Origin of the sequence: Nocardioides glacieisoli, assembly GCF_004137245.1 — a bacterium.
Lineage (GTDB): Bacteria > Actinomycetota > Actinomycetes > Propionibacteriales > Nocardioidaceae > Nocardioides > Nocardioides glacieisoli.
In genome coordinates, this window is sequence record NZ_SDWS01000001.1 from 419234 (window position 1) to 437693 (window position 18460).

19 protein-coding genes are annotated in these 18460 nt (G+C 72.0%); 11 read left to right on the top strand and 8 right to left on the bottom strand.

Annotated elements, in window-relative coordinates; translation table 11 throughout:
- Window positions 1–52: 52 nt before the first annotated feature.
- Entirely contained in the window at window positions 53–490 is a 438-nt protein-coding gene (locus EUA06_RS02075; RefSeq protein ID WP_129473334.1) for a hypothetical protein, read from the bottom strand.
- Window positions 491–529: 39 nt separating this feature from the next.
- Here EUA06_RS02075 and EUA06_RS02080 point away from each other — a divergent pair, with 39 nt between their 5' ends.
- From EUA06_RS02080 to EUA06_RS02100, 5 genes are read left to right on the top strand one after another with little or no spacing between them, the layout of a single operon-like run.
- Window positions 530–1342 (top strand): alpha/beta hydrolase, encoded by an 813-nt coding sequence (locus tag EUA06_RS02080; protein ID WP_242497915.1) that lies wholly within the window; start codon window positions 530–532, stop codon window positions 1340–1342.
- A 9-nt stretch (window positions 1343–1351) separates the two neighbouring features.
- Window positions 1352–2113 (top strand): lysophospholipid acyltransferase family protein, encoded by a 762-nt coding sequence (locus tag EUA06_RS02085; RefSeq protein ID WP_129473335.1) that lies wholly within the window; start codon window positions 1352–1354, stop codon window positions 2111–2113.
- A gap of 47 nt (window positions 2114–2160) precedes the next feature.
- Window positions 2161–3264, top strand: coding sequence for a MacS family sensor histidine kinase (gene macS, locus EUA06_RS02090; protein ID WP_277985652.1), 1104 nt, complete (start codon window positions 2161–2163; stop codon window positions 3262–3264).
- A gap of 5 nt (window positions 3265–3269) precedes the next feature.
- Window positions 3270–3785 carry a flavin reductase family protein gene (locus tag EUA06_RS02095; RefSeq protein ID WP_129473336.1) on the top strand — a complete coding sequence of 172 codons (516 nt, stop codon included), beginning with the start codon at window positions 3270–3272 and terminating at the stop codon, window positions 3783–3785.
- Window positions 3786–3827: 42 nt separating this feature from the next.
- On the top strand, window positions 3828–4484 hold the full coding sequence (locus EUA06_RS02100) for a response regulator (protein ID WP_129473337.1): 657 nt from the start codon (window positions 3828–3830) through the stop codon (window positions 4482–4484).
- Between the two features lie 2 nt (window positions 4485–4486).
- Here EUA06_RS02100 and EUA06_RS02105 read toward each other — a convergent pair whose 3' ends face one another.
- Genes EUA06_RS02105 through EUA06_RS02115 form a run of 3 tightly spaced genes read right to left on the bottom strand, consistent with a single transcriptional unit; the run spans window position 4487 to window position 6845 of the window.
- Window positions 4487–5335, bottom strand: coding sequence for an MDR/zinc-dependent alcohol dehydrogenase-like family protein (locus EUA06_RS02105; RefSeq protein ID WP_129473338.1), 849 nt, complete (start codon window positions 5333–5335; stop codon window positions 4487–4489).
- The gene (locus EUA06_RS02110; RefSeq protein ID WP_129473339.1) at window positions 5332–5982 is read right to left on the bottom strand and encodes a class F sortase; all 651 of its coding nucleotides are present in this window, start codon (window positions 5980–5982) and stop codon (window positions 5332–5334) included. The genes EUA06_RS02105 and EUA06_RS02110 overlap by 4 nt, the downstream gene beginning before the upstream one ends.
- Window positions 5979–6845 (bottom strand): DUF4397 domain-containing protein, encoded by an 867-nt coding sequence (locus EUA06_RS02115; protein ID WP_129473340.1) that lies wholly within the window; start codon window positions 6843–6845, stop codon window positions 5979–5981. Before EUA06_RS02115 ends, EUA06_RS02110 begins: the two co-directional genes overlap by 4 nt.
- Window positions 6846–6976: 131 nt before the next feature.
- On the opposite strand from EUA06_RS02115, the gene EUA06_RS02120 reads away from it, so the two are divergent.
- Genes EUA06_RS02120 through EUA06_RS02130 form a run of 3 tightly spaced genes read left to right on the top strand, consistent with a single transcriptional unit; the run spans window position 6977 to window position 9237 of the window.
- Window positions 6977–7870 (top strand): arylamine N-acetyltransferase family protein, encoded by an 894-nt coding sequence (locus EUA06_RS02120; protein ID WP_129473341.1) that lies wholly within the window; start codon window positions 6977–6979, stop codon window positions 7868–7870.
- Window positions 7871–7875: 5 nt separating this feature from the next.
- Entirely contained in the window at window positions 7876–8334 is a 459-nt protein-coding gene (locus EUA06_RS02125) for a GNAT family N-acetyltransferase (protein WP_242497954.1), read from the top strand.
- 9 nt (window positions 8335–8343) lie between these two features.
- Window positions 8344–9237: a hypothetical protein gene (locus tag EUA06_RS02130; RefSeq protein WP_129473343.1), complete on the top strand. Its 894-nt coding sequence runs from the start codon at window positions 8344–8346 to the stop codon at window positions 9235–9237.
- Here the strand turns inward: EUA06_RS02130 and EUA06_RS02135 are convergent.
- From EUA06_RS02135 to EUA06_RS02145, 3 genes are all read right to left on the bottom strand, one after another.
- The gene (locus EUA06_RS02135; RefSeq protein ID WP_129473344.1) at window positions 9234–10259 is read right to left on the bottom strand and encodes an IS481 family transposase; all 1026 of its coding nucleotides are present in this window, start codon (window positions 10257–10259) and stop codon (window positions 9234–9236) included. The genes EUA06_RS02130 and EUA06_RS02135 overlap by 4 nt on opposite strands.
- Before the next feature lie 160 nt (window positions 10260–10419).
- A complete protein-coding gene (gene glpK, locus EUA06_RS02140) occupies window positions 10420–11892 on the bottom strand; it encodes a glycerol kinase GlpK (RefSeq protein WP_129473345.1) in 1473 nt (490 codons plus the stop codon).
- On the bottom strand, window positions 11889–12728 hold the full coding sequence (locus EUA06_RS02145) for a DUF1028 domain-containing protein (protein ID WP_129473346.1): 840 nt from the start codon (window positions 12726–12728) through the stop codon (window positions 11889–11891). The genes glpK and EUA06_RS02145 overlap by 4 nt, the downstream gene beginning before the upstream one ends.
- 53 nt (window positions 12729–12781) lie before the next feature.
- On the opposite strand from EUA06_RS02145, the gene EUA06_RS02150 reads away from it, so the two are divergent.
- Window positions 12782–14026, top strand: coding sequence for an MFS transporter (locus EUA06_RS02150; RefSeq protein WP_242497917.1), 1245 nt, complete (start codon window positions 12782–12784; stop codon window positions 14024–14026).
- A gap of 151 nt (window positions 14027–14177) precedes the next feature.
- On the opposite strand, the gene EUA06_RS02155 is transcribed toward EUA06_RS02150, so the two are convergent.
- Window positions 14178–15374 carry a pyrophosphate--fructose-6-phosphate 1-phosphotransferase gene (locus tag EUA06_RS02155; protein WP_129473347.1) on the bottom strand — a complete coding sequence of 399 codons (1197 nt, stop codon included), beginning with the start codon at window positions 15372–15374 and terminating at the stop codon, window positions 14178–14180.
- Window positions 15375–15549: 175 nt separating this feature from the next.
- Here EUA06_RS02155 and EUA06_RS02160 point away from each other — a divergent pair, with 175 nt between their 5' ends.
- Window positions 15550–16995 carry an APC family permease gene (locus tag EUA06_RS02160; protein WP_129473348.1) on the top strand — a complete coding sequence of 482 codons (1446 nt, stop codon included), beginning with the start codon at window positions 15550–15552 and terminating at the stop codon, window positions 16993–16995.
- A gap of 78 nt (window positions 16996–17073) precedes the next feature.
- Entirely contained in the window at window positions 17074–18432 is a 1359-nt protein-coding gene (locus tag EUA06_RS02165; protein WP_129473349.1) for a metallophosphoesterase family protein, read from the top strand.
- The last annotated feature ends 28 nt before the right edge of the window (window positions 18433–18460 follow it).

Here is an 18460-nt window from a genome sequence, read left to right on the forward strand (position 1 = left end):
ACGGGTGCCGTGGCAGCCGCGAGGGGCGTCTTTCCTGACCACACGGTCAGTTTCAGATCCGGGAGCCGTCGTCCCACGGATCGCGCGGTGCGCGGGGCATGACGAACACCAGGTAGCCGAAACCGCCGACGAACCATGCGACCAGTGCCCATCCGACGAGCGGAGCGACGTAGATCGAGAGCAGCCCGATGACCAGTGCCAGCGCGGGAGCCAGGAAGATGCCAGCCCAGGCCACGCCGCGCTGCCAGGTGCGGGGAGTGGGGAACGGTGGCGGGGCAGGCGGCTCGAACCGGTCGACGGCCGCGACGGCCTCGACCTCGTCATCCCCGTCGTCGTGCTCGTCGTCCTCGGCCGCGTCGCGGCCGACCGCTGGCGCGACCGGCGACGCGACCGGCCGGGTGTCGTCGTCGAGGACCGGGCGGTCGCCGTAGTGCTCCACGATCTCGCGCCAGGCCAGCTCGGTGCGGCTCTCGTCGCCTGGCGTGCTCACGGGCGCAACGGTACCCGCCACGTGGTGCACACTGTGCGCGTGAAGATCCCCTTCCTCGGTGGCCCGGCGGCCCCCCTCGACCCCGCCCTCGTCGCGCCGATGTCGGCACCGGCCCGACCCGAGCTCACCGGCGGTCGCCGGATCGGCGTGCTCGTGCAGCACGGGTTCACCGGCAACCCGGTGTCGATGCGCCCGTGGGCCGAGGACCTCGCCGCGCGCGGGTACGCCGTCGAGATGCCGCTGCTGCCCGGCCACGGCACCCGCTGGCAGGACCTCAACAAGGTCACGTGGGCCGACTGGGTCGCGACGGTCGAGGGGGCGTACGAGAAGCTCGCCGCCGAGAACGACGCGGTCGTGGCCGTGGGACTGTCCATGGGTGGAGCGCTGTGCCTGCGGCTGGCGGCCGACCACGGGGACGGGCTCGCCGGCATCTGCATCGTGAACGCGGCGGTCGACACGCTCCGCAAGGACGTGAAGCTGCTGCCGGTGCTCAAGCTCGTGGTGCCGGGCTTCCCCGGCATCGCCAACGACATCAAGAAGCCGGGCGCCGACGAGCACGGTTACCCGACCACCCCGCTCAAGGCAGCGGCCTCGATGTTCGCGGGCTACGCCGAGCTCCGTAAGGACCTGCCGAAGATCACCGTCCCGGTGCTGTTCTTCCGCTCCGCGGAGGACCACGTCGTCGACATCTCGAGCTCGCGGGCGCTCAACGCCGGCCTGTCGTCCAAGGACTTCGAGGAGCGGGTGCTGGAGGACAGCTACCACGTCGCGACGCTCGACAACGACGCCCCGCGCATCTTCGCCGAGTCGGCCGAGTTCATCGAGCGGGTCACCGCGCAGCAGCAGGGATAGTGTCGGCTCGTGCTCTATTGGTTCCTGAAGTGGATCGCCCTCGGGCCGGTGCTGCGACTCGTCTTCCGGCCCAAGGCCTTCGGCGTGGACCACGTGCCGGAGGAGGGGCCCGCGATCCTGGCGAGCAACCACCTGTCGTACGCCGACTGGCTCTTCATGCCGCTGACCCTCAACCGGCGGGTGACCTTCGTGGCGAAGGCCGAGTACTTCACGACCCCGGGCATCAAGGGCTGGTTCCAGAAGAAGTTCTTCTCCGGCGCCGGCCAGGTGCCGATCGACAGGTCCGGCGCCAACGCCGCCGAGGGCGCGATGAAGTCGGCGATGAAGATCCTCGGCGAGGGTGACCTCTTCGGCATCTACCCCGAGGGCACCCGCTCCCACGACGGCAAGCTCTACCGCGGCAAGACCGGCGTCGCCCGGCTGGCCCTGGAGTCCGGTGCGCCGGTGATCCCGTGCGCGGTCGTCGGCACCGACGTCGTCGCCCCGGCCGGCAAGGTCTACGGCACGTGGACGCGACCGGTGGTGCGCTTCGGCAAGCCGCTCGACTTCTCCCGCTACGCCGGGATGGAGAACGACCGCTACATCCTGCGCTCGATCACCGACGAGATCATGTACGAGATCATGCGGCTCTCCGGCCAGGAGTACGTCGACCTCTACGCCAGCAAGGCCAAGGAGCTCGACCGGGTGGCCAAGGAGGAGGCCAGGGAGCTGGCCAAGCAGGCCGCCGCCGCGGAGGCCGAGCGGGAGCAGCCGGAGAAGAAGGCGTCCTGAGCACGTACGCCGACGGGCCGACGCCGACGCCGCGCGCCGACTCGGCGCTGGCGGTCGAGGACCGGCTCCACTCCGCGCTGGCCATCGTCCGTGTGGTGGTGACCATCAACATGGTCGGCCTCAACGCCTACCGTCGCGACAACTTCGAGCACCCCACGATCGGCATGCTGGTCGTGGTCGCGCTGGCCCTGTGGACGGGAGTCGCGATCTGGCTCTACCAGGACCGCGCCCGGCGCACTCCCGTGCTGCTGGTCGCCGACCTCGCGGTCGTGCTCGCCGCCCTCGCCGTGACCCCCTGGGTGAAGTCGCCGGACTTCAACGCGACCATCCCGGGCTTCTACGTGATGGGCGTCTTCTTCGCCTGGGCCATCCACTGGCACTGGAAGGGCGGGCTCGTCGCCTCGGTCCTGATCGCCGTCTTCGACGTGGTGCCTCGCGACGAGCTCGACCAGGGCAACTACGGCAACGTGTTCCTGATCCTCATCGGCGGCCCGATCGTGGGCTACATGTGCGAGTCCCTGCAGCGGATGGCGCGCGAGCGCGACGCCGCGGAGCACGCGGCGGCCGCGGCCGAGGAGCGCACCCGGCTCGCCCGCGCCGTCCACGACGGCGTGCTGCAGGTGCTCGCGATGACGCAGCGGCGCGGCGCCGCGGCCGGGGGAGAGTGGGCCGACCTCGGCCGGCTCGCCGGCGAGCAGGAGCGCAGCCTCCGCTCGCTCATCCGGCAGCAGGACACCGTCCCCGCCTCGGCGGGCGGCCGGGTGGACCTGGCCGGCGCGCTCGAGGCGATGGCCTCCGCCCACCCCGTACGCGTCGAGGTGGCCACCCCCGGCGGCGCCGTCCTGGTCGACGAGCACGTCGCGACCGAGACGGTCGCCGCCGTGAGCGCCTGCCTCGACAACGTCCTCGCCCACGTCGGCCCGCAGCGCAGCGCGTGGGTGCTCGCCCAGGCAGCCCCGGACGCGATCACGGTGTCGGTGCGCGACGACGGCCCCGGCATCGCTCCGGGCCGGTTGGCGCAGGCCGAGGACGAGGGTCGCCTCGGCGTCACGTCGTCCATCCGCGGCCGCATGGAGGACCTGGGCGGCACCGCGACGGTCGAGAGCGGTGAGTGGGGCACCGAGTGGGAGCTCGTCGTGCCGCTAGCGTGAGGCGGGTGACGATCCACTCGACCCACCCGTTCCTGGAGCCGGAGGGCGACCGCGATCCCGTACGCCGCCTGCGCGGGCGCCTCGGCGGCACCGTCTCGCTGTGGACGGCTGGCGCCGCGGACGAGCGGGCAGGGCTTACGGTCTCGTCGTGGCTGGTCGCCGGCGGCGAGCCCGGTCGGGTGCTCGCGCTGCTCGACCCGGACGCCGACCTCACCGACGTGCTCCTCGACACCGGCCGCGCGGTGCTCCAGCTCCTGGCCTGGGAGGACCGCGACCTCGCCGACGCGTTCGCCGGCACGGCGCCCGCGCCGGGCGGGCCGTGGCGGATGGCGCAGTGGCAGGACACCGACCACGGACCTCGCCTCCAGCAGGCCGTCACGTGGGCGACCCTCGAGGTCGAGTCCGACGTCGAGGCGGGCTGGTCGAGGCTGGTCACCTGCCTGCTCGGCGAGGTCGTCGTGGGCGACGACGTCGACCCGCTCGTCCACCGCCGCGGACGCTACCTGCCGCCGGTGGACTGACATGGCTACCATTCCCCACAACCGAGGGAGCCGGGGGGCGACATGGTGAGGGTGATGGTGGTCGACGACCACCCGATGTGGCGTGACGCGGTCGAGCGCGACCTGCAGGCGGCCGGGCACGACGTGGTGGCGGTCGCCGCCAACGGACGCGAGGCGGTCGCCCGCTTCCCGGCGGCGGCTCCGCAGGTCGTCGTCCTGGACCTCCAGCTGCCCGACAACACGGGCGTCCAGGTCACCACGATGATGCTCGAGCACGACCCCACGGCCAAGGTGCTGATCCTGTCGGCCAGTGGCGAGCAGGGTGACGTCCTCGAGGCGATCAAGGCGGGGGCCACGGGCTACCTCGTGAAGTCCGCCTCGAGCGCCGAGTTGATCGACGCCGTCGTCCGCGTCGCCGAGGGCGAGGCGGTCTTCACGCCCGGCCTGGCCGGGCTCGTGCTCGGCGAGTTCCGCCGGATCGCCGACGGTCCGCCCGACAGCCCGGTCGACCAGCTCACCGAGCGCGAGACCGAGATCCTCAAGATGGTCGCGACGGGCATGAGCTACAAGCAGATCGCCGCGCGACTGGTGCTCTCGCACCGCACCGTGCAGAACCACGTGCAGAACACGCTGCGCAAACTCCAGATGAACAACCGTGTGCAGCTCACCCGGTGGGCGATCGAGCACGGCCTCGACGACGACCCGGCGGACCGGGCCTGAGGTCACCCCAGGGTCAGCTGGGCGACGACGCGGTCCTCGACCTCCGTCCCGGTGAGGTCGACGCTCCACTCCTCGGGGCTCGTCTCCTGCCCGCACGGCACCAGCTGCTCCGCGGGCGGCTTCCCGCACGCGAGCGACAGCAGGCCGGGGCCGCGTACGACCCGGGTCTCGCTGCGGGAGCGGGGTGCGTAGGCGGCATCCATCCCGGGCGCCGCGAGTGCCCGCCCGGTCACGGAGTCGCTGAACACGATGGCGCCCGTGAGCCGATAGCTGACCTGCACGTCGGTGGCCGCGTCGAGGGCGTACGTCGCCCCGCGGCCGGTGATGCGGTCGGGTCCGGCGACCACCTCGCCGTCGGCGAGCACGATCACCGCGCTCGCCGTGATTTCCTCCGCTCCCGCGAGCTCCGGGAGGTCGAGCCGGAGGCGGTCGATCGGTTCGGCAGCGACGATCCACTGCGTCGCCTCGACGTCGCCGTTCGCCATCACGCTCAGGTCGACGTACGACTCACCCGCCCCGATCAGCACGGGTGGCGGGCTCGTGAGCACCGCGCGAGGGCCGGCCTCTGGCGACGGTTCGTCGCCCGCCAGCATGGACACGAGTCCGACGCCGGCGACGAGTGCCACCACCAGGCCCAGCACGCTGGCCGCGACGACCTTGCGGGTGGTGGACCGCGCCGGTGATGAGGCCTCGGGCGCGGGGCGCTGCTCGTGCGGGACCTCCCGCGGTTCGGGCTGGACCTCGGGCTGGACCGGGGGCTGCACCTCGGGAACCCGCTCCTGCCTGGGCACTGCCCGGGGCGCGGGGACCAGCACGGTGGGCAGTCGCTTCTGGTAGCCCTTCTTGGTCATGGCGGGTCCACCGGCAAGGCCGTCACCACCGCCAGGTTCTGGTAACCGCCTCGCGCCGCGTCGTACGGTGGCGCGCACGTCACCAGCGTGAGGCGAGCCTCGCCCGAGACGTCGAAGATCCACGCCTCGTCCGCGAGGTCGCCCTGCGGCACGAGTCGCCGCGAGCGCATCACGTACGTGCGGCTCAGGGTCCTCGACTGCACGCGGATCCGTGCGCCCGCCGTGGCGGTGAGCAGCTCGGCGAAGGGTCCGAGACCCTGGGTCGTCGAGTCCACGTGGGCCGCGACCAGCACGGAGCCGAAGGGGTCGCCCAGGCGGGACCCGCCCCGCCACCAGCCGGCGACCCGGATGTCGTCGGGCACGTCGAGCAGGCCGTCCGCCGTCGTTCCGACGGCAGCGATCGACACCGAGCGGCCGCTGGGGAGGGTCGCGCGCAGCGGTGCCTCGGCGGCCGGGGCCGACGGAGCGCGGCGGGCGGGAGCGACCGGCGATGCTGGCGGCCGGTCCCCGCCCCGCCCCTCGGCGGGGTCGGGGGTCGGATCTGCGCGGGACGGTGTGACCTGCGGCTGCACCTGTTCGGCGCACCCCCAGGTCGAGGTGAGCAGGGTGACGGCGACGCCCGCCGCCACCGTCGCGCACGGCCTCATCCCGGCGTGCGACGCGGCGGACGGTGCCCGCGCCGGCGGGGAGGAAGAAGAAGGGCTGCGCCCACGACGACCAGGGCGGCTGCCGCGAACGGGAGACGTCCGGATCCCTCCGGTCCCGGTCCCGGGATCTCCGTCACCGGCGCGGTGGCGAGCCCGGCCGATCCGGTGTCGATCCGCGAGGGGCGCACGCTTCCGTCCGGAGCCAGCGTGGTGGTGTGCGAGATGACGTTCATCGATCCGTCGCGCGGGTTGCCGTAGGCGTAGATCATCGAGAGCGTGCTCGCCTCCAGCGTCACGTCGAGCGGACCGAGGATCGGGTCCGCCGTCGTGCCGGACGGCAGCAGGGCGACCTCGATGGTGCCCGCGGGCACGTCGGCGTCGGCGAACTCGCCGTTCGCGATGTTGGTGAAGACCGTCTTCCCGTCGACCTCGACGTCTGCCGGTGCGACCGTGGCGGTGTGGGCCAGCATGACCCGCGCCTTGTCCGGACCGATGGGACCGGTCGGGGCGAGGTAGGAGCTGATGACCGGGTCGCCGCCGACCTCGGCCGGGAGGTGCAGCACCACGTCGCTGGTGTCGCCCGCCGCCACGTCGAGCGTCGACTCGACCGTGAGGTCGCCACCCTCGAACACGACGTCGTGGGTGCCGGGGGCGAGCTCGAACGGTCCGAGCACCGCACCGACCGCCGCGCTCCTCGCCACCTTGCGCCCGTCGACCCAGACGCCGACGTCCGCACCGGGCACGGCCTGGATGAGCGTGACCATCGCGGGTCGCGGAGCGGCAGCCTCGGACCCGGCCGCCGAGAGGCCGAGACCCAGGCCGAGCATGAGCACCGCCGCCACCAGGAGAACAAGTCGTCGCATGTCGTCCAACCCCCGTAAAGCGCCCCCTGACGGGGACTCCACCTCACTGTGCGCACCTGCCCGGCCCGGGCTCAACCCCGATTTGCGGTACGCCGGACGAGGCGCCCCGCCCCCGTGGGTAGGTTTCCAGCGTGGACGTCGACCTCCAGCTCGAGCGCTACCTCGCCCGCATCGGCCTGACCGACCGGCCGCCGGCCACGATCGGGGGACTGCGCGAGCTGCACCGCGCCCACGTGGCTCGCATCCCCTACGACAACCTGTCGATCTTCCTCGGCAGGCCGGACCCGATCGACGCGCCCGCCTCGGTCGAACGGGTCGTCGGCGGACGGCGCCTGGGTTACTGCTTCCACCAGAATACGGCGCTGGAGTGGTTGCTGACCCAGCTCGGCTTCTCCGTCAGCCGTCGCCACGGTCACGTGTGGGCTCGCCCCGAGCACCAGCTCGGCACCGAGCTCAACCACCTCGTCCTCGTCGTCTCCGGCCTCGCGACCGACGACAATCCGGGCGGGCACTGGTGGGCCGACGCGGGGATGGGGGAGGGCTTCGCCGAGCCGCTGCCTCTGGTGCGCGGCACCCACGTCGTTGACGGCTGGTCCTTCGGCATCGGTGCCGGCTACGGCGCGCAGGCCGCGGGACGCCCCACCGGACCGGCCGCCTGGACCTACGACCACCTGCCCGGCGGCGTGCTCCGCGGCGTGGTGGTCACCTCGCGCGACCACTCGGCCGGGGCCATCGCCGAGTCACACCGCTTCCGCAGCACCTCGCCCGAGTCGCCCTTCCTCCGGACGGTGGTCGCCCAACGGATCGACGGACCCGTGCAGCGGTGCGTCCGCGGCCTCGTGCACCAGGCCTGGACGTCGGACGTCCGCGAGCAGCGGGACCTGACGTCGTACGACGAGTGGCGGGGCGCGCTGGCCGACGACCTCCTGCTGCCGGTGGACGACGTCACCCCCGACGAGTGGTCGTCGCTGTGGGACCGCACCCTGACCGCGCACCGGGCCTGGGACGAGGCGGGACGGCCGTGATCGAGATGGGCAGTGCGGGCTGGTGCCGCGCCACCGGCGACGACGTCGTGGCGCTGCGCGACCTGGAGCGGGCCGCGAGCCGGCGCGGCCTGGCCCACGTCTTCGGCGACCTGCCCTACCCCGACGACGACGTGCTCGCCCGCTGGGTGCTGCTGCTCGACGACCCGGGGGTCGTGGTCGAGGTGGTCGAGGACCGTGACGGCCTCGTTGCGCTGACGGCCCACGACGGCGCCAGCCTCCGCCACCTCGCGGTGCGGCCCGACCACTGGGGCGCCGGACTGGGACGTGAGGGGTTCCACCGCGCCGAGGCCGCCGGTGCGCGGCGCCTGTGGGTGCTCGAGCTCAACACGCGCGCCCGGGCCCTCTACGAGTCACTCGGGTGGGCGCCGAGCGGCGACCGCCAGGAGTGCCCGTGGCCGCCGTACCCGACGGAGCTGGAGTACGCCGCTCCGCCCGCTCCCTAGGATCAGGGGATGGCCGACCCGCTGCTGGAGATCGCCGACGACCTCTACGCCCTGCCGCTCGGGGACTTCACGCCCGCTCGTGACGCCCTGGCCAAGGAGCACAAGGCCGACAAGGACCTCGCGGCCGGGATCAAGGGGCTGCGCAAGGCGTCGGTCACGGCCTGGGTGCTCAACCTGCTCGTGCGCCGCGACCCCGACCAGGTCGACCAGGTCCTCGCCGTCGGGGAAGCGCTGCGGGACGCCCAGGAGAACCTCGACGCCACCCAGCTGCGCGAATTCACCAAGCAGCGGCGCCAGCTGACCGCCTCGGTGACGACGAAGGCCCGCCGGCTGGCCAGGGCGGAGGGTGTGAGGACCACAGAATCCGTCGGCGACCAGATCGAGGCGACCCTGACGGCAGCGATGCTCGAGCCCGATGCCGCGAAGGCCGTCCGGAGCGGGTTGCTGGTCACGTCGCTGTCGGCCACGGGGCTCGGTGACCTCGACCTCAGCGGCGCGGTCGCGCTTCCCGAGGCGCTCGGCTTCAGCGCGACCGCCCGCCCCACCGCGGAGCCCGACCCGACGCAGCGGCCCCGGCTCACCGTCGTACCCGACCCGGATGCCGACGTGAAGGCCCGCAAGGCCGCCGACGAGCGGCTGGCCGATGCCCGCGCCGCGCTCGGCGTCGCGGAGAAGGAGCAGCGCGGCGCGCGTCGTGCGGTGGAGAAGCTCCGCGCGAAGACGCTGCAGCTGCAGTCCGAGCTCGACGAGCTCCGCAGCCGGATCGCGACGCTCGAGGCGGAGGTCGAGGAGGTCGACGACGAGCTCGGCGAGGCCGAGGCGGTGGAGGCCGAGGCGCAGGAGACCGTGGACGAGGCCCAGGGCGAGGTGGACGCGGCCAAGGCCGCGCGGGAGAAGCTCTAGGTGTTCTGTCCGGGCACGTTAGGCACTAGGTCGATGGGTGACTTGCCCTTGAGTGAGGTGTGTCCGCGGTGGTGATTGTAGAAGTGGAGCCAGGCTGGGTAGCTGGCCAATCGTTCGGTTTCTGAGCGGTACTCGACGGCGTAGGCCCATTCCTCGAGCAGGGTGCGGTTGAAGCGTTCGACCTTGCCATTCGTCTGCGGCCGGTAGGGACGGGTCCGGCGGTGCTTGATCCGTTGCCCGGTCAAGGTTTTGGCCCACAGTCGTGAGCGGTAGCAGGCGCCGTTGTCGGTCAGCACGGCGCGCACGGTGATGCCGTGTCGGGCGAACCAGGCGCGGGCTCGTCGCCAGAACCCCACCGCGGTTTCCTTGCGTTCATCAGCGTGGATCTCGGAGTAGGCGAGCCGTGAGTGGTCATCGACCGCGTGGTGCAGGTAGGCGTAGCCGCGAGAGCCTGGCGCGCCGGCGCGAGCGGCCCGTTGGCGCACGACTTTGGCGTGGTGGTCCTGGGTCGAGCCTCGACCGTGGACCCGCCAGCCGCCGCCGTCAGGGATCTTCCCGAGCTTCTTGATATCGACGTGGACCAGGTCACCTGGCGCCTCGTGCAGGTAGTGATTCGCCTTGGCCCTGGCCCACTTGATCCGGGTCCCGGTGGCCGGGTCGGTCCACTTCAGCCGCGGGCACCGGTACCGCTGGAGGATCTTGTGGACCGTCGAAGGGTTCAGACCGAGGTGGTAGGCGATCCGGGCCGGTCCCCACCTGCGGCTGACGCGCAGCCCGAGGATCCGTCGTTCGGTCCGCTGGGTCAGCTGATGCGGGCAGCGGTGCGGTCGCGATGAGCGGTCGCGCATGCCAGTGGCGCCCAGGAGCCGATAGCGGTCGGCCCAGCGGCGTGCGGTGGTGACACTCACCGAGAACCGTTCGGCAGCACGAGCCAGCGTCCAGCCCTTGTCGACCACCAGCCGAGCCAGCTTCACCCGCCCGGCTGGCGTGAGAGTCGCGTTCGGATGGGTAGCGTGCGTCATCGAAGACCTCCGAGTCTTGAGGAGTGGTTGCGTGGTAGCTCCACACCTCACTCGGAGGTCTTCGTCATCGCCAAACAGAAACGCCGTACCTAACGTCCGTGGTCAGAACATCTAGGTCTCGATACGTCCGCTCGCTGGCGCTCGCGGGCTACTCGACCACCTAGGAGCGAGCCCAGCCCTTCGACCGCTCGACCGCCTCGCCCCAGCGGGCGTAGCAGGCGTCGAGCGCCTCGCGGTCGCCGCCGGGCTCGAAGCGCCGGTCGAGCGCCCACGTCTCGCGCAGGTCGTCGGCGGACTCCCACACCCCCGTGCCGAGCCCGGCAAGGAAGGCCGCACCCAGCGCGGTCGTCTCGACGATCTCGGGACGCTCCACGGCGCGGCCGACGTGGTCGGCCTGGAGCTGGCAGAGGAAGTCGTTGGCCGAGGCGCCGCCGTCGACCCGGAGCGTCTTCAGCTCCGGCAAGGTCTCGAGCACGTCGCGCACCTCGAAGGCGATCGCCTCCAGCGTCGCGCGGACGATGTGCGCGCGCGTCGTGCCGCGGGTGATGCCGATGATCATGCCGCGGGCGTGCGGGTCCCAGTGGGGGGCGCCGAGGCCGGTCAGCGCGGGCACGAACACGACGCCGTCGGTGTCCTCGACCGTCGACGCGATGGCCGCGGTCTCCGCCGCGTTGCCGACGATCTGCAGGCCGTCGCGCAGCCACTGCACGGCCGACCCGGTCACGAAGATCGCGCCCTCGAGCGCGTACGTCATCTCGCCAGCGGGGGAGCGCCAGGCGGCCGTGGAGAGCAGCCCGGCGTCGCTGCGCACGACCGAGGAGCCGGTGTTGGTGAGGATGAACGAGCCCGTGCCGTAGGTGCACTTCGACTCGCCCTCGTCGAAGCAGGTCTGCCCGAAGAGCGCGGACTGCTGGTCGCCGGCGATCCCGGCGATCGGCAGCGACAGGCCGAGGAAGACCTTCGGGTCGGTCGGGGCGACCTCGCCCCAGTTGGGCACGAGGTCGGGCAGCGCGTCGCGCGGCACGCCGAAGAGCTCGCACAGCTCGTCGGACCAGTCGCCCGCCTCGAGGTCGAAGAGCAGCGTGCGGCAGGCGTTGGAGACGTCGGTGACGTGCCAGGTGCCGCGCGTCATCCGGGCGATGAGGTAGGACTCGACGGTGCCGACGGCGTACCTCCCCGACTGCACCAGCGCCCACGTGTGCGGCTCGTTCTCGGCGAGCCACATCAGCTTGGTGCCGGAGAAGTAGGGGTCGAGGCGCAGGCCGGTGAGCTCGGCGACCCGGTCCTCGTGGCCGCCCTCGCGCAGCCGGTCGCAGATGTCGGCCGTGCGCCGGTCCTGCCACACGATCGCGCGGCGCGGCGAGCCCAGCGTCTCGCGGTCCCAGAGCACGATCGTCTCGCGCTGGTTGGTGATGCCGATGGCGGTGAGGTCGGACTGGTCGACCTTGGTCAGCACCTCGCGGGTCGCCTCGATCGTGGCCTGCCAGATGTCCTCCGCGGAGTGCTCGACCCAGCCGGGCTGCGGGAAGTGCTGGCGGAACTCCTGGTAGCCCGTGGCCTGGATCCGGCCGTCGGGGGTGACCACGACGGCGGTGACACCCGTCGTGCCGGCATCGATGGCGAGGATACTCATGCCTGCTCCCCACGGATGATGGCGAGGATCCGGCGGTCGATCCACTCGGGTCGCGCACCGGGGCCGACCCGCATCTCGTAGTTCTCCGAGCCGACCCACATGTGGAAGCTGTCCTTGCCGTCGCCCTTCGCGAGCGCCTCCAGCTCCATCATCAGCGTGTCGTCGACCGGCACCTTCTCCTCGTCGGTCGAGGCCGTGAGGTAGAGCTCGTTGAGGTCGACCAGCCGGGCAAGCTCGGTGACGGGGTCGGCGTGGTCGTCGACGCGCAGGTCGACCGCGACGTCGTCGTGGCCTCCGTAGCCGGCCCCGTCCCGCACGACGAGCACGGCCGCGGACTGCCGGCCGCGGCTGTCACCCCCGGCGGCGTCACCGGCGGCGAGGGCAGCGAGCAGGCGTCGCTCGAGCGAGAGGTCGGGAGCGCCCTGCCACGCCAGCTCCATCGCCTCCACGACCTCGGGGCCGGTGAGGATGTTGCCCTGAATGGCGTATCCGCCGCGCTCGCCGCCGCGGCCGGTGACGCCGCCGGCCCACGCGAAGCACTCGGAGCCGGTGTACGTCGCTGCGTTGCCGTCGGAGTCGACGATGCCGGCCTGTCGGTGCTCGCGACCGTCGTCGTCCTCGACCAGCCGGTCGAGCGCGACCTGCGCGGTGGCGCCGTCGTCGAGGTGGGCGAGCCCGAGGTACTTGTAGCCGATGTTCGCATCGGCCTGGGTGGCGATCGCGCCGACCCCGGCCGCAGCGGCCGGCACCGCCGATCCCACCGCCAGGAACTTCGAGGCGACCGCGACGCCCCAGGAGTCGCCGTCGTCGGACCTGGCCACGATCGAGAACGTCATGGGCCGAACATATCGGGGAGCGCGCCGTCGCAACCCCGTCCTAGGGTGGGCCCGTGCTCAACCGTCTCGGATTCCCCAGCATCGGCGAGCACCGACGCTTCGTCGCGGCGATCGTCGCCGACACCGTCGGCAGTGGCCTCTTCATGCCGATCACGTTGCTCTACTTCCTCGCGATGACCGACCTGTCGCTGGTGCAGATCGGGACGGCGCTGTCGGTCTCGGCGCTGCTGAGCATGCCGGCGTCCTTCGTGATCGGCACGATGGTCGACCGCTTCGGCCCGCGCCGGATGATGCTCGTCGGCAACCTCCTCCAGGCAGCCGGCATGGCGGCCTACATCTGGGCGGACTCGCTCCTCGCGGTGGCGCTGTGGACGGCCCTGCTCAACCTCGGCCGCCAGTCGTTCTGGGGCTCCTTCGGCAACGTCGTCACGGCCATCTCGGCGCCGGGGGAGCGCGAGGTCTGGTTCGGGTTCCTCCAGGCGGTGCGCAACCTCGGCTTCTCCGTCGGCGGGGTGCTGGCCGGCGTCGCCCTCCAGATCGGCACCGACACGGCGTACGTGTCCGTCGTCGTCGTCAACGCCGCCACGTTCGTGCTGGCCTTCGTGCTGCTCCTCGACGTGCCCGACCACCGGGTCGCCCACGACGAGGACGCACCCGTCGAGGGCTGGGGCGTCGTGCTGCGCGACCGGGCCTACCTCCGACTCGTGGTCGGCCAGTTCGGCTTCGTGGTCGGGATGATGGTGCTCAACTTCGCGCTGCCGGTCTACGTCGCCGAGACGATCGACCTGCCGGGGTGGGTGGTCGGCGCGATCTTCACGCTCAACACCGCGCTCGTGGGGCTCGGGCAGGGACTTGTCGTGCGCCGCATGACCGGGCAGGTGCGCGGTCGGATGATGGGCCTGGCCCAGCTGGTGTTCGCCGCGGGCTACCTGATGTTCGTCGCCGCCGGCTTCCTGCCCGTCTGGCTGGCGATCGTGGTGATGCTCGCCGGCGCCGCCGTCTACACCGGCGGCGAGCTGGTCGGGGGTCCCGTCTTCAGCGCGACGGCCGCGGAGGCCGCGCCCGCCCACCTCCGGGGGCGCTACCTCGGGCTGTTCCAGCTCAGCTGGGGCATCGGCGGTGCGGTCACGCCGATCGCCTTCACGTGGCTGCTCGCCCACGGGCAGACCAGCCTGTGGTGGGTGCTCACGGTGGTCGCGCTCGCCTCGGCGGCGTACCTCCGGACGCTCCCGCGCGTCCTCCCCGCCGCCGCGCTGCGGGTCACCGACCGGGCGGAGCCGGTGCCGGCTTCGGACTGAGGGTGGCGGCAGATCGCACGTCGGCCCGCTCGGCGGTTGCGATGTGCCGCCACCTCCGACGGCGTACGTCCGGGGGTGGCGGCAGATCGCGTTGCTGAGGCACACGCCGATGCAATGTGCCGCCACTCCCGGTGGCGGCCCGCGACCCGCGTCAGGCCTGGCCGGTCCCGCGCAGCAGCTCGGCGAACCACGCCTGCTCGGGGTCGAACGCCTTGTGCCCGGCGATCCGCTCGAACTCGATCGCCCGGAGCTCGTCCTCCCGGTCCTCGTCGTGCCCGATGACGCCGGGCGTGCCCGCGAGGGCACAGGTCACGGCCAGGGTCGCCATCTCGCGGATGAGGGCGAGGTCGGTCTCGTTGGCGGGCGCGGAGCGCGAGAAGTAGCCGGACTTCTGCACCATCTGCTTCTCCGCGCCGATCTCGCGGGAGAACCGGTCGGCGAAGTAGCGGCCGGGGTTGATCGTGTCGATCTTCACGTGGCCGAAGGGGTCACGCCCGACGGTCTCGCCGGTCGCCTCGAGGTCGGCGACGATGTCGTCGATCCCGGCGCCCTCGGCGAGGAAGATGTTGACGCACCCGATCTCGTCCATCACCGCGCGCAGCCGCGTCGCCTCGGCGGCGAGGTCGATGCCCATCTCCGGGACGTAGATCGCGTGGATCGCCCAGCGGCGCGGGTCGAGCCCGATGCCGGGCAGCCACTCCTGCTCGGCGTGCCAGGCCATGTAGTCGCGCGCCGCCGCTGCCGTCAGCCAGCCGCTCGCGCGGCCCATCACCTCGTGCACGATCAGCATGCGCGGGTTGGAGCCGTGCTCGCCGAGGACGTTCTGCGCGAAGCGCGACGCCTGCTGCGCTGCTGTCTGGGCGCCGAGGCTCTGCCGGATCGGCACGATGTCGTTGTCGATGGTCTTCGGCAGGCCGACCACGGTGAGCTCGGAGCCCTGCGTGCGGAGGTACGCCGCCAGGTCGGCCGCCGCGGTGTTGGTGTCGTCGCCGCCGATGGTGTGCAGGATGTCGACGCCGTCGGCCTGCAGGCGCGCGGCCGCCACGGCCAGCGCCGTCTCGTCCTCGCCGATGAGCCCGCGCTTGCGGCAGTCGGCGTCGTTGGTGAGCTTGACCCGGCTGTTGCCGATCGGGCTCCCGCCGAAGCGGTGCAGGATGGCCGCGCCGGCGCGCTCCTCGGGACCGATCACGATGCTGTTGCCCGTGAGCAGGCCGTGGTAGCCGTGCTTGTAGGCCACGAGCTCGATGTCGGGGTCGGTGGCGTCGTAGGTCTCGATCAGGGCCCCTACGGCGGAGGAGAGGCACGGGGCGTAGCCACCGGCCGTGAGGAGCGCAACGCGAGTCGGCATGGGCAGCAGGGTAGTGAGGAATCGGCCCGGCGACCGACCGGGCGACCACCACCCGGACCGTGACCGCGATCGAGACAGGGCGTTGTAGGGGTGAGGCGGTGGTTGCCCAGCCCCGCCGGCAACGCCATTCTGAGGGAACGCCGTGCGGCGCACGGACCAACGAGGGGAGTCTCGGATGAGCACCACGGAAGCCACGCAGCCCGATGTGAACGGTCCGGAGGACACCGACCTCAAGCGCGTTCTCGGGCCCAAGCTGCTGCTGCTCTTCATCGTCGGCGACATCCTCGGCGCGGGCGTGTACGCCGTCACCGGCAAGCTGGCCGGACAGGTCGGCGGCATCGCCTGGCTGCCGTTCCTGGTGGCCTTCGCGGTCGCGACCGTCACCGCCTTCTCCTACCTCGAGCTGGTGACCAAGTACCCCCAGGCCGCCGGTGCCGCGCTCTACACGCACAAGGCGTTCGGCATCCACTTCGTCACGTTCCTGGTGGCCTTCACGGTCGTCTGCTCGGGCATCACGAGCGCGTCCACCTCGTCGAACCTGCTGGCCGCCAACCTGCTGATCGGCTTCGGAAACGAGGAGCCGAGCTCGGCGACCACGCTCATCACGGCGCTCCTGTTCATGATCGTGCTCGCCGCGATCAACCTGCGCGGCGTCGGCGAGAGCGTGAAGTTCAACGTCGTGCTCACGATCGTCGAGATGGTGGCGCTGGCCATCGTGATCGGCATCGGCATCTGGGTGATCGGCCGCGGCGACGGCGACCTCAGCCGGATCACCGTCTTCGAGAGCCCCGACGACAAGGGCCTCTTCATGGCGGTCACGATCGCCACCGCCATCGCGTTCTTCTCGATGGTCGGCTTCGAGGACTCGGTCAACATGGTCGAGGAGACCAAGGACCCGATGAAGATCTTCCCGCGCACCATGTTCACGGGCCTGGGCATCGCGGTCGTGATCTACATGCTGGTCGCGATCTCGGTGGTCGCCGTCATCCCCGCGGGCGCCATCGCCGAGCCCACCAACGCCGAGGCGGGCATCCTGCTCGACGTCGTGAAGACCGGTGCGCCGGACCTCCCGATCGACAAGATCTTCCCGTTCCTCACCGTCTTCGCCGTCGCCAACACCGCGCTGATCAACATGCTGATGGCCAGCCGGCTGATCTACGGCATGGCGCAGCAGGACGTGCTGCCGCGATCGCTCGGCAAGGTGCTGCCGGGTCGCCGCTCGCCCTGGACCGCGATCGTCTTCACCACGCTGCTGGCGCTGGCGCTCATCACCGTCGTGACCGTGGACGGCGAGAACTCGGTGGTCGCCGCCCTCTCCGGCACGACCGCGCTCCTGCTGCTGGCGGTCTTCACGATCGTCAACGTCGCCTGCCTGGTCCTGCGTCGCGACCCGACGCCGGAGGGTGCCTTCCGGGCTCCGACGTTCCTGCCGGTGATCGGTGCGATCTGCTGCGCGTACCTCCTCGGACCGTGGGCCCGGCTCGAGGCCGACATGATCCAGTACAAGATCGCCAGCGGCCTGCTCGCGGTCGGCGTCGTGCTCTGGGCGCTCACCTGGCTCATGAACCGTGGCGTCCGGGCCAAGAAGACCGGCTTCCGCGACATCGACCACCTCGAGTAGCCGCGCTGGTCGGCCGGCCCGGCCCGACACGGCGGGTTCACGCCCGCCGGGCCGGGTCCGCCGTCTACGGTTGGCCGAGTGACACGACGACCTCTCGGAGCACTCCTGGCCGTCCTGGTCGCGTCCGCTCTCGGCTGCACGTCCGTCGCCCCGCCGTCGCCATCGGCGAGCGCGACCCCCACTGGCGACCACTCCGCGACCACCACGCCGACCGCGGACGGCGGGCCCGAGGGCAGACTGCCGCGCGGCGGCCCCCGTGACCGCCTGGCCGTGCCGGCTGCGGCTGACCTGCCCGGTGCCTACCGCTTCGTCTCGGCGCCCGACTTCCTCAACCAGGACGTCGCCGACCTGACGGCTGACGGCCGCACCGAGTACGTCGACCCGCGCACCGGCGACATCGCGAACTCCACCAACGCGGAGTACGACGCCGGGCTGGCGCAGGTGATGGACGAGATGGCGTCCCACGACACCCGCGACGTCCTCGTCGCGGGCGACCTCGTCGAGGGCCGCTGGGGACGCGACGACTCGCGCAGCGGCGTGTTCGGCCCGGTGCGCACCGAGAAGCAGCGCCTCCGCGCGTGGCGTCGGGCGGCGGCCGTCTACTACCCGGCGTACCGGCAGCGCTTCGCCGACCACGGCCTGCGCCTCTTCCCGGCCCTGGGCGACCACGAGATCGGCGACAACCCGTGGAAGGCACCCCGTGACCGCTGGATCGACTTCAAGCGTCGCCACGTGCCGGTCTTCAAGCAGGAGTTCGCCGACCGGATGCTGACGACCGCCGGTGGCCGGTCGCGCTTCTCGAAGCACCCGTCCCAGGGCTCCGCGAAGCGCACGGCGTACGCCGTGCGGCTCGCGCCGAGCGTCCTGCTGGTGACCCTCGACGTCTTCGAGCGCCGCGGGGGAGACGTGCGCGTGTCGGTCGACCGCGCCCAGCTGCGGTGGTTCGAGCGGGTGCTGCGCCAGGCCCGCAAGGACGAGGTGCCGTGGGTGGTGGTGCAAGGACACGTCCCGATGACCGGCGACGTCCGCGCGCGCAACTCCAGCCGCCTCTCCTACGAGCGGGGCAACCGCTCCGCGCTCTGGAAGGCCATGGTCGACGGCGGCGTCGACGTCTACCTCAGCGGCGAGGTGCACGACCAGACGGTCCGCCAGCGCGACGGGATCCTCGAGGTCTCCCACGGCTCGCTGTTCTACCGCGGCGAGGCCTCCTACGTCGTCGGCCAGGCCACCGCCGACCGGCTCGTCCTGGAGAACCGTCAGTTCCGCGGGGAGATCAGCTTCGAGGACCGGCTCTGGACGACCTCGCGGCAGGGCGCGCCCGGCCGCATCAGCTATCCGGACGCCTCGATCGTGACGGGCACGCTCGAGGCCAGCCGGACCCGCAGCGGCGGCCTCCGTGTGGACGGTGCCGCCGGCGTGCTCGCGCCGCGCCGCTGACCGCTCGCGCGCAGGCGCCCAGCGGGCG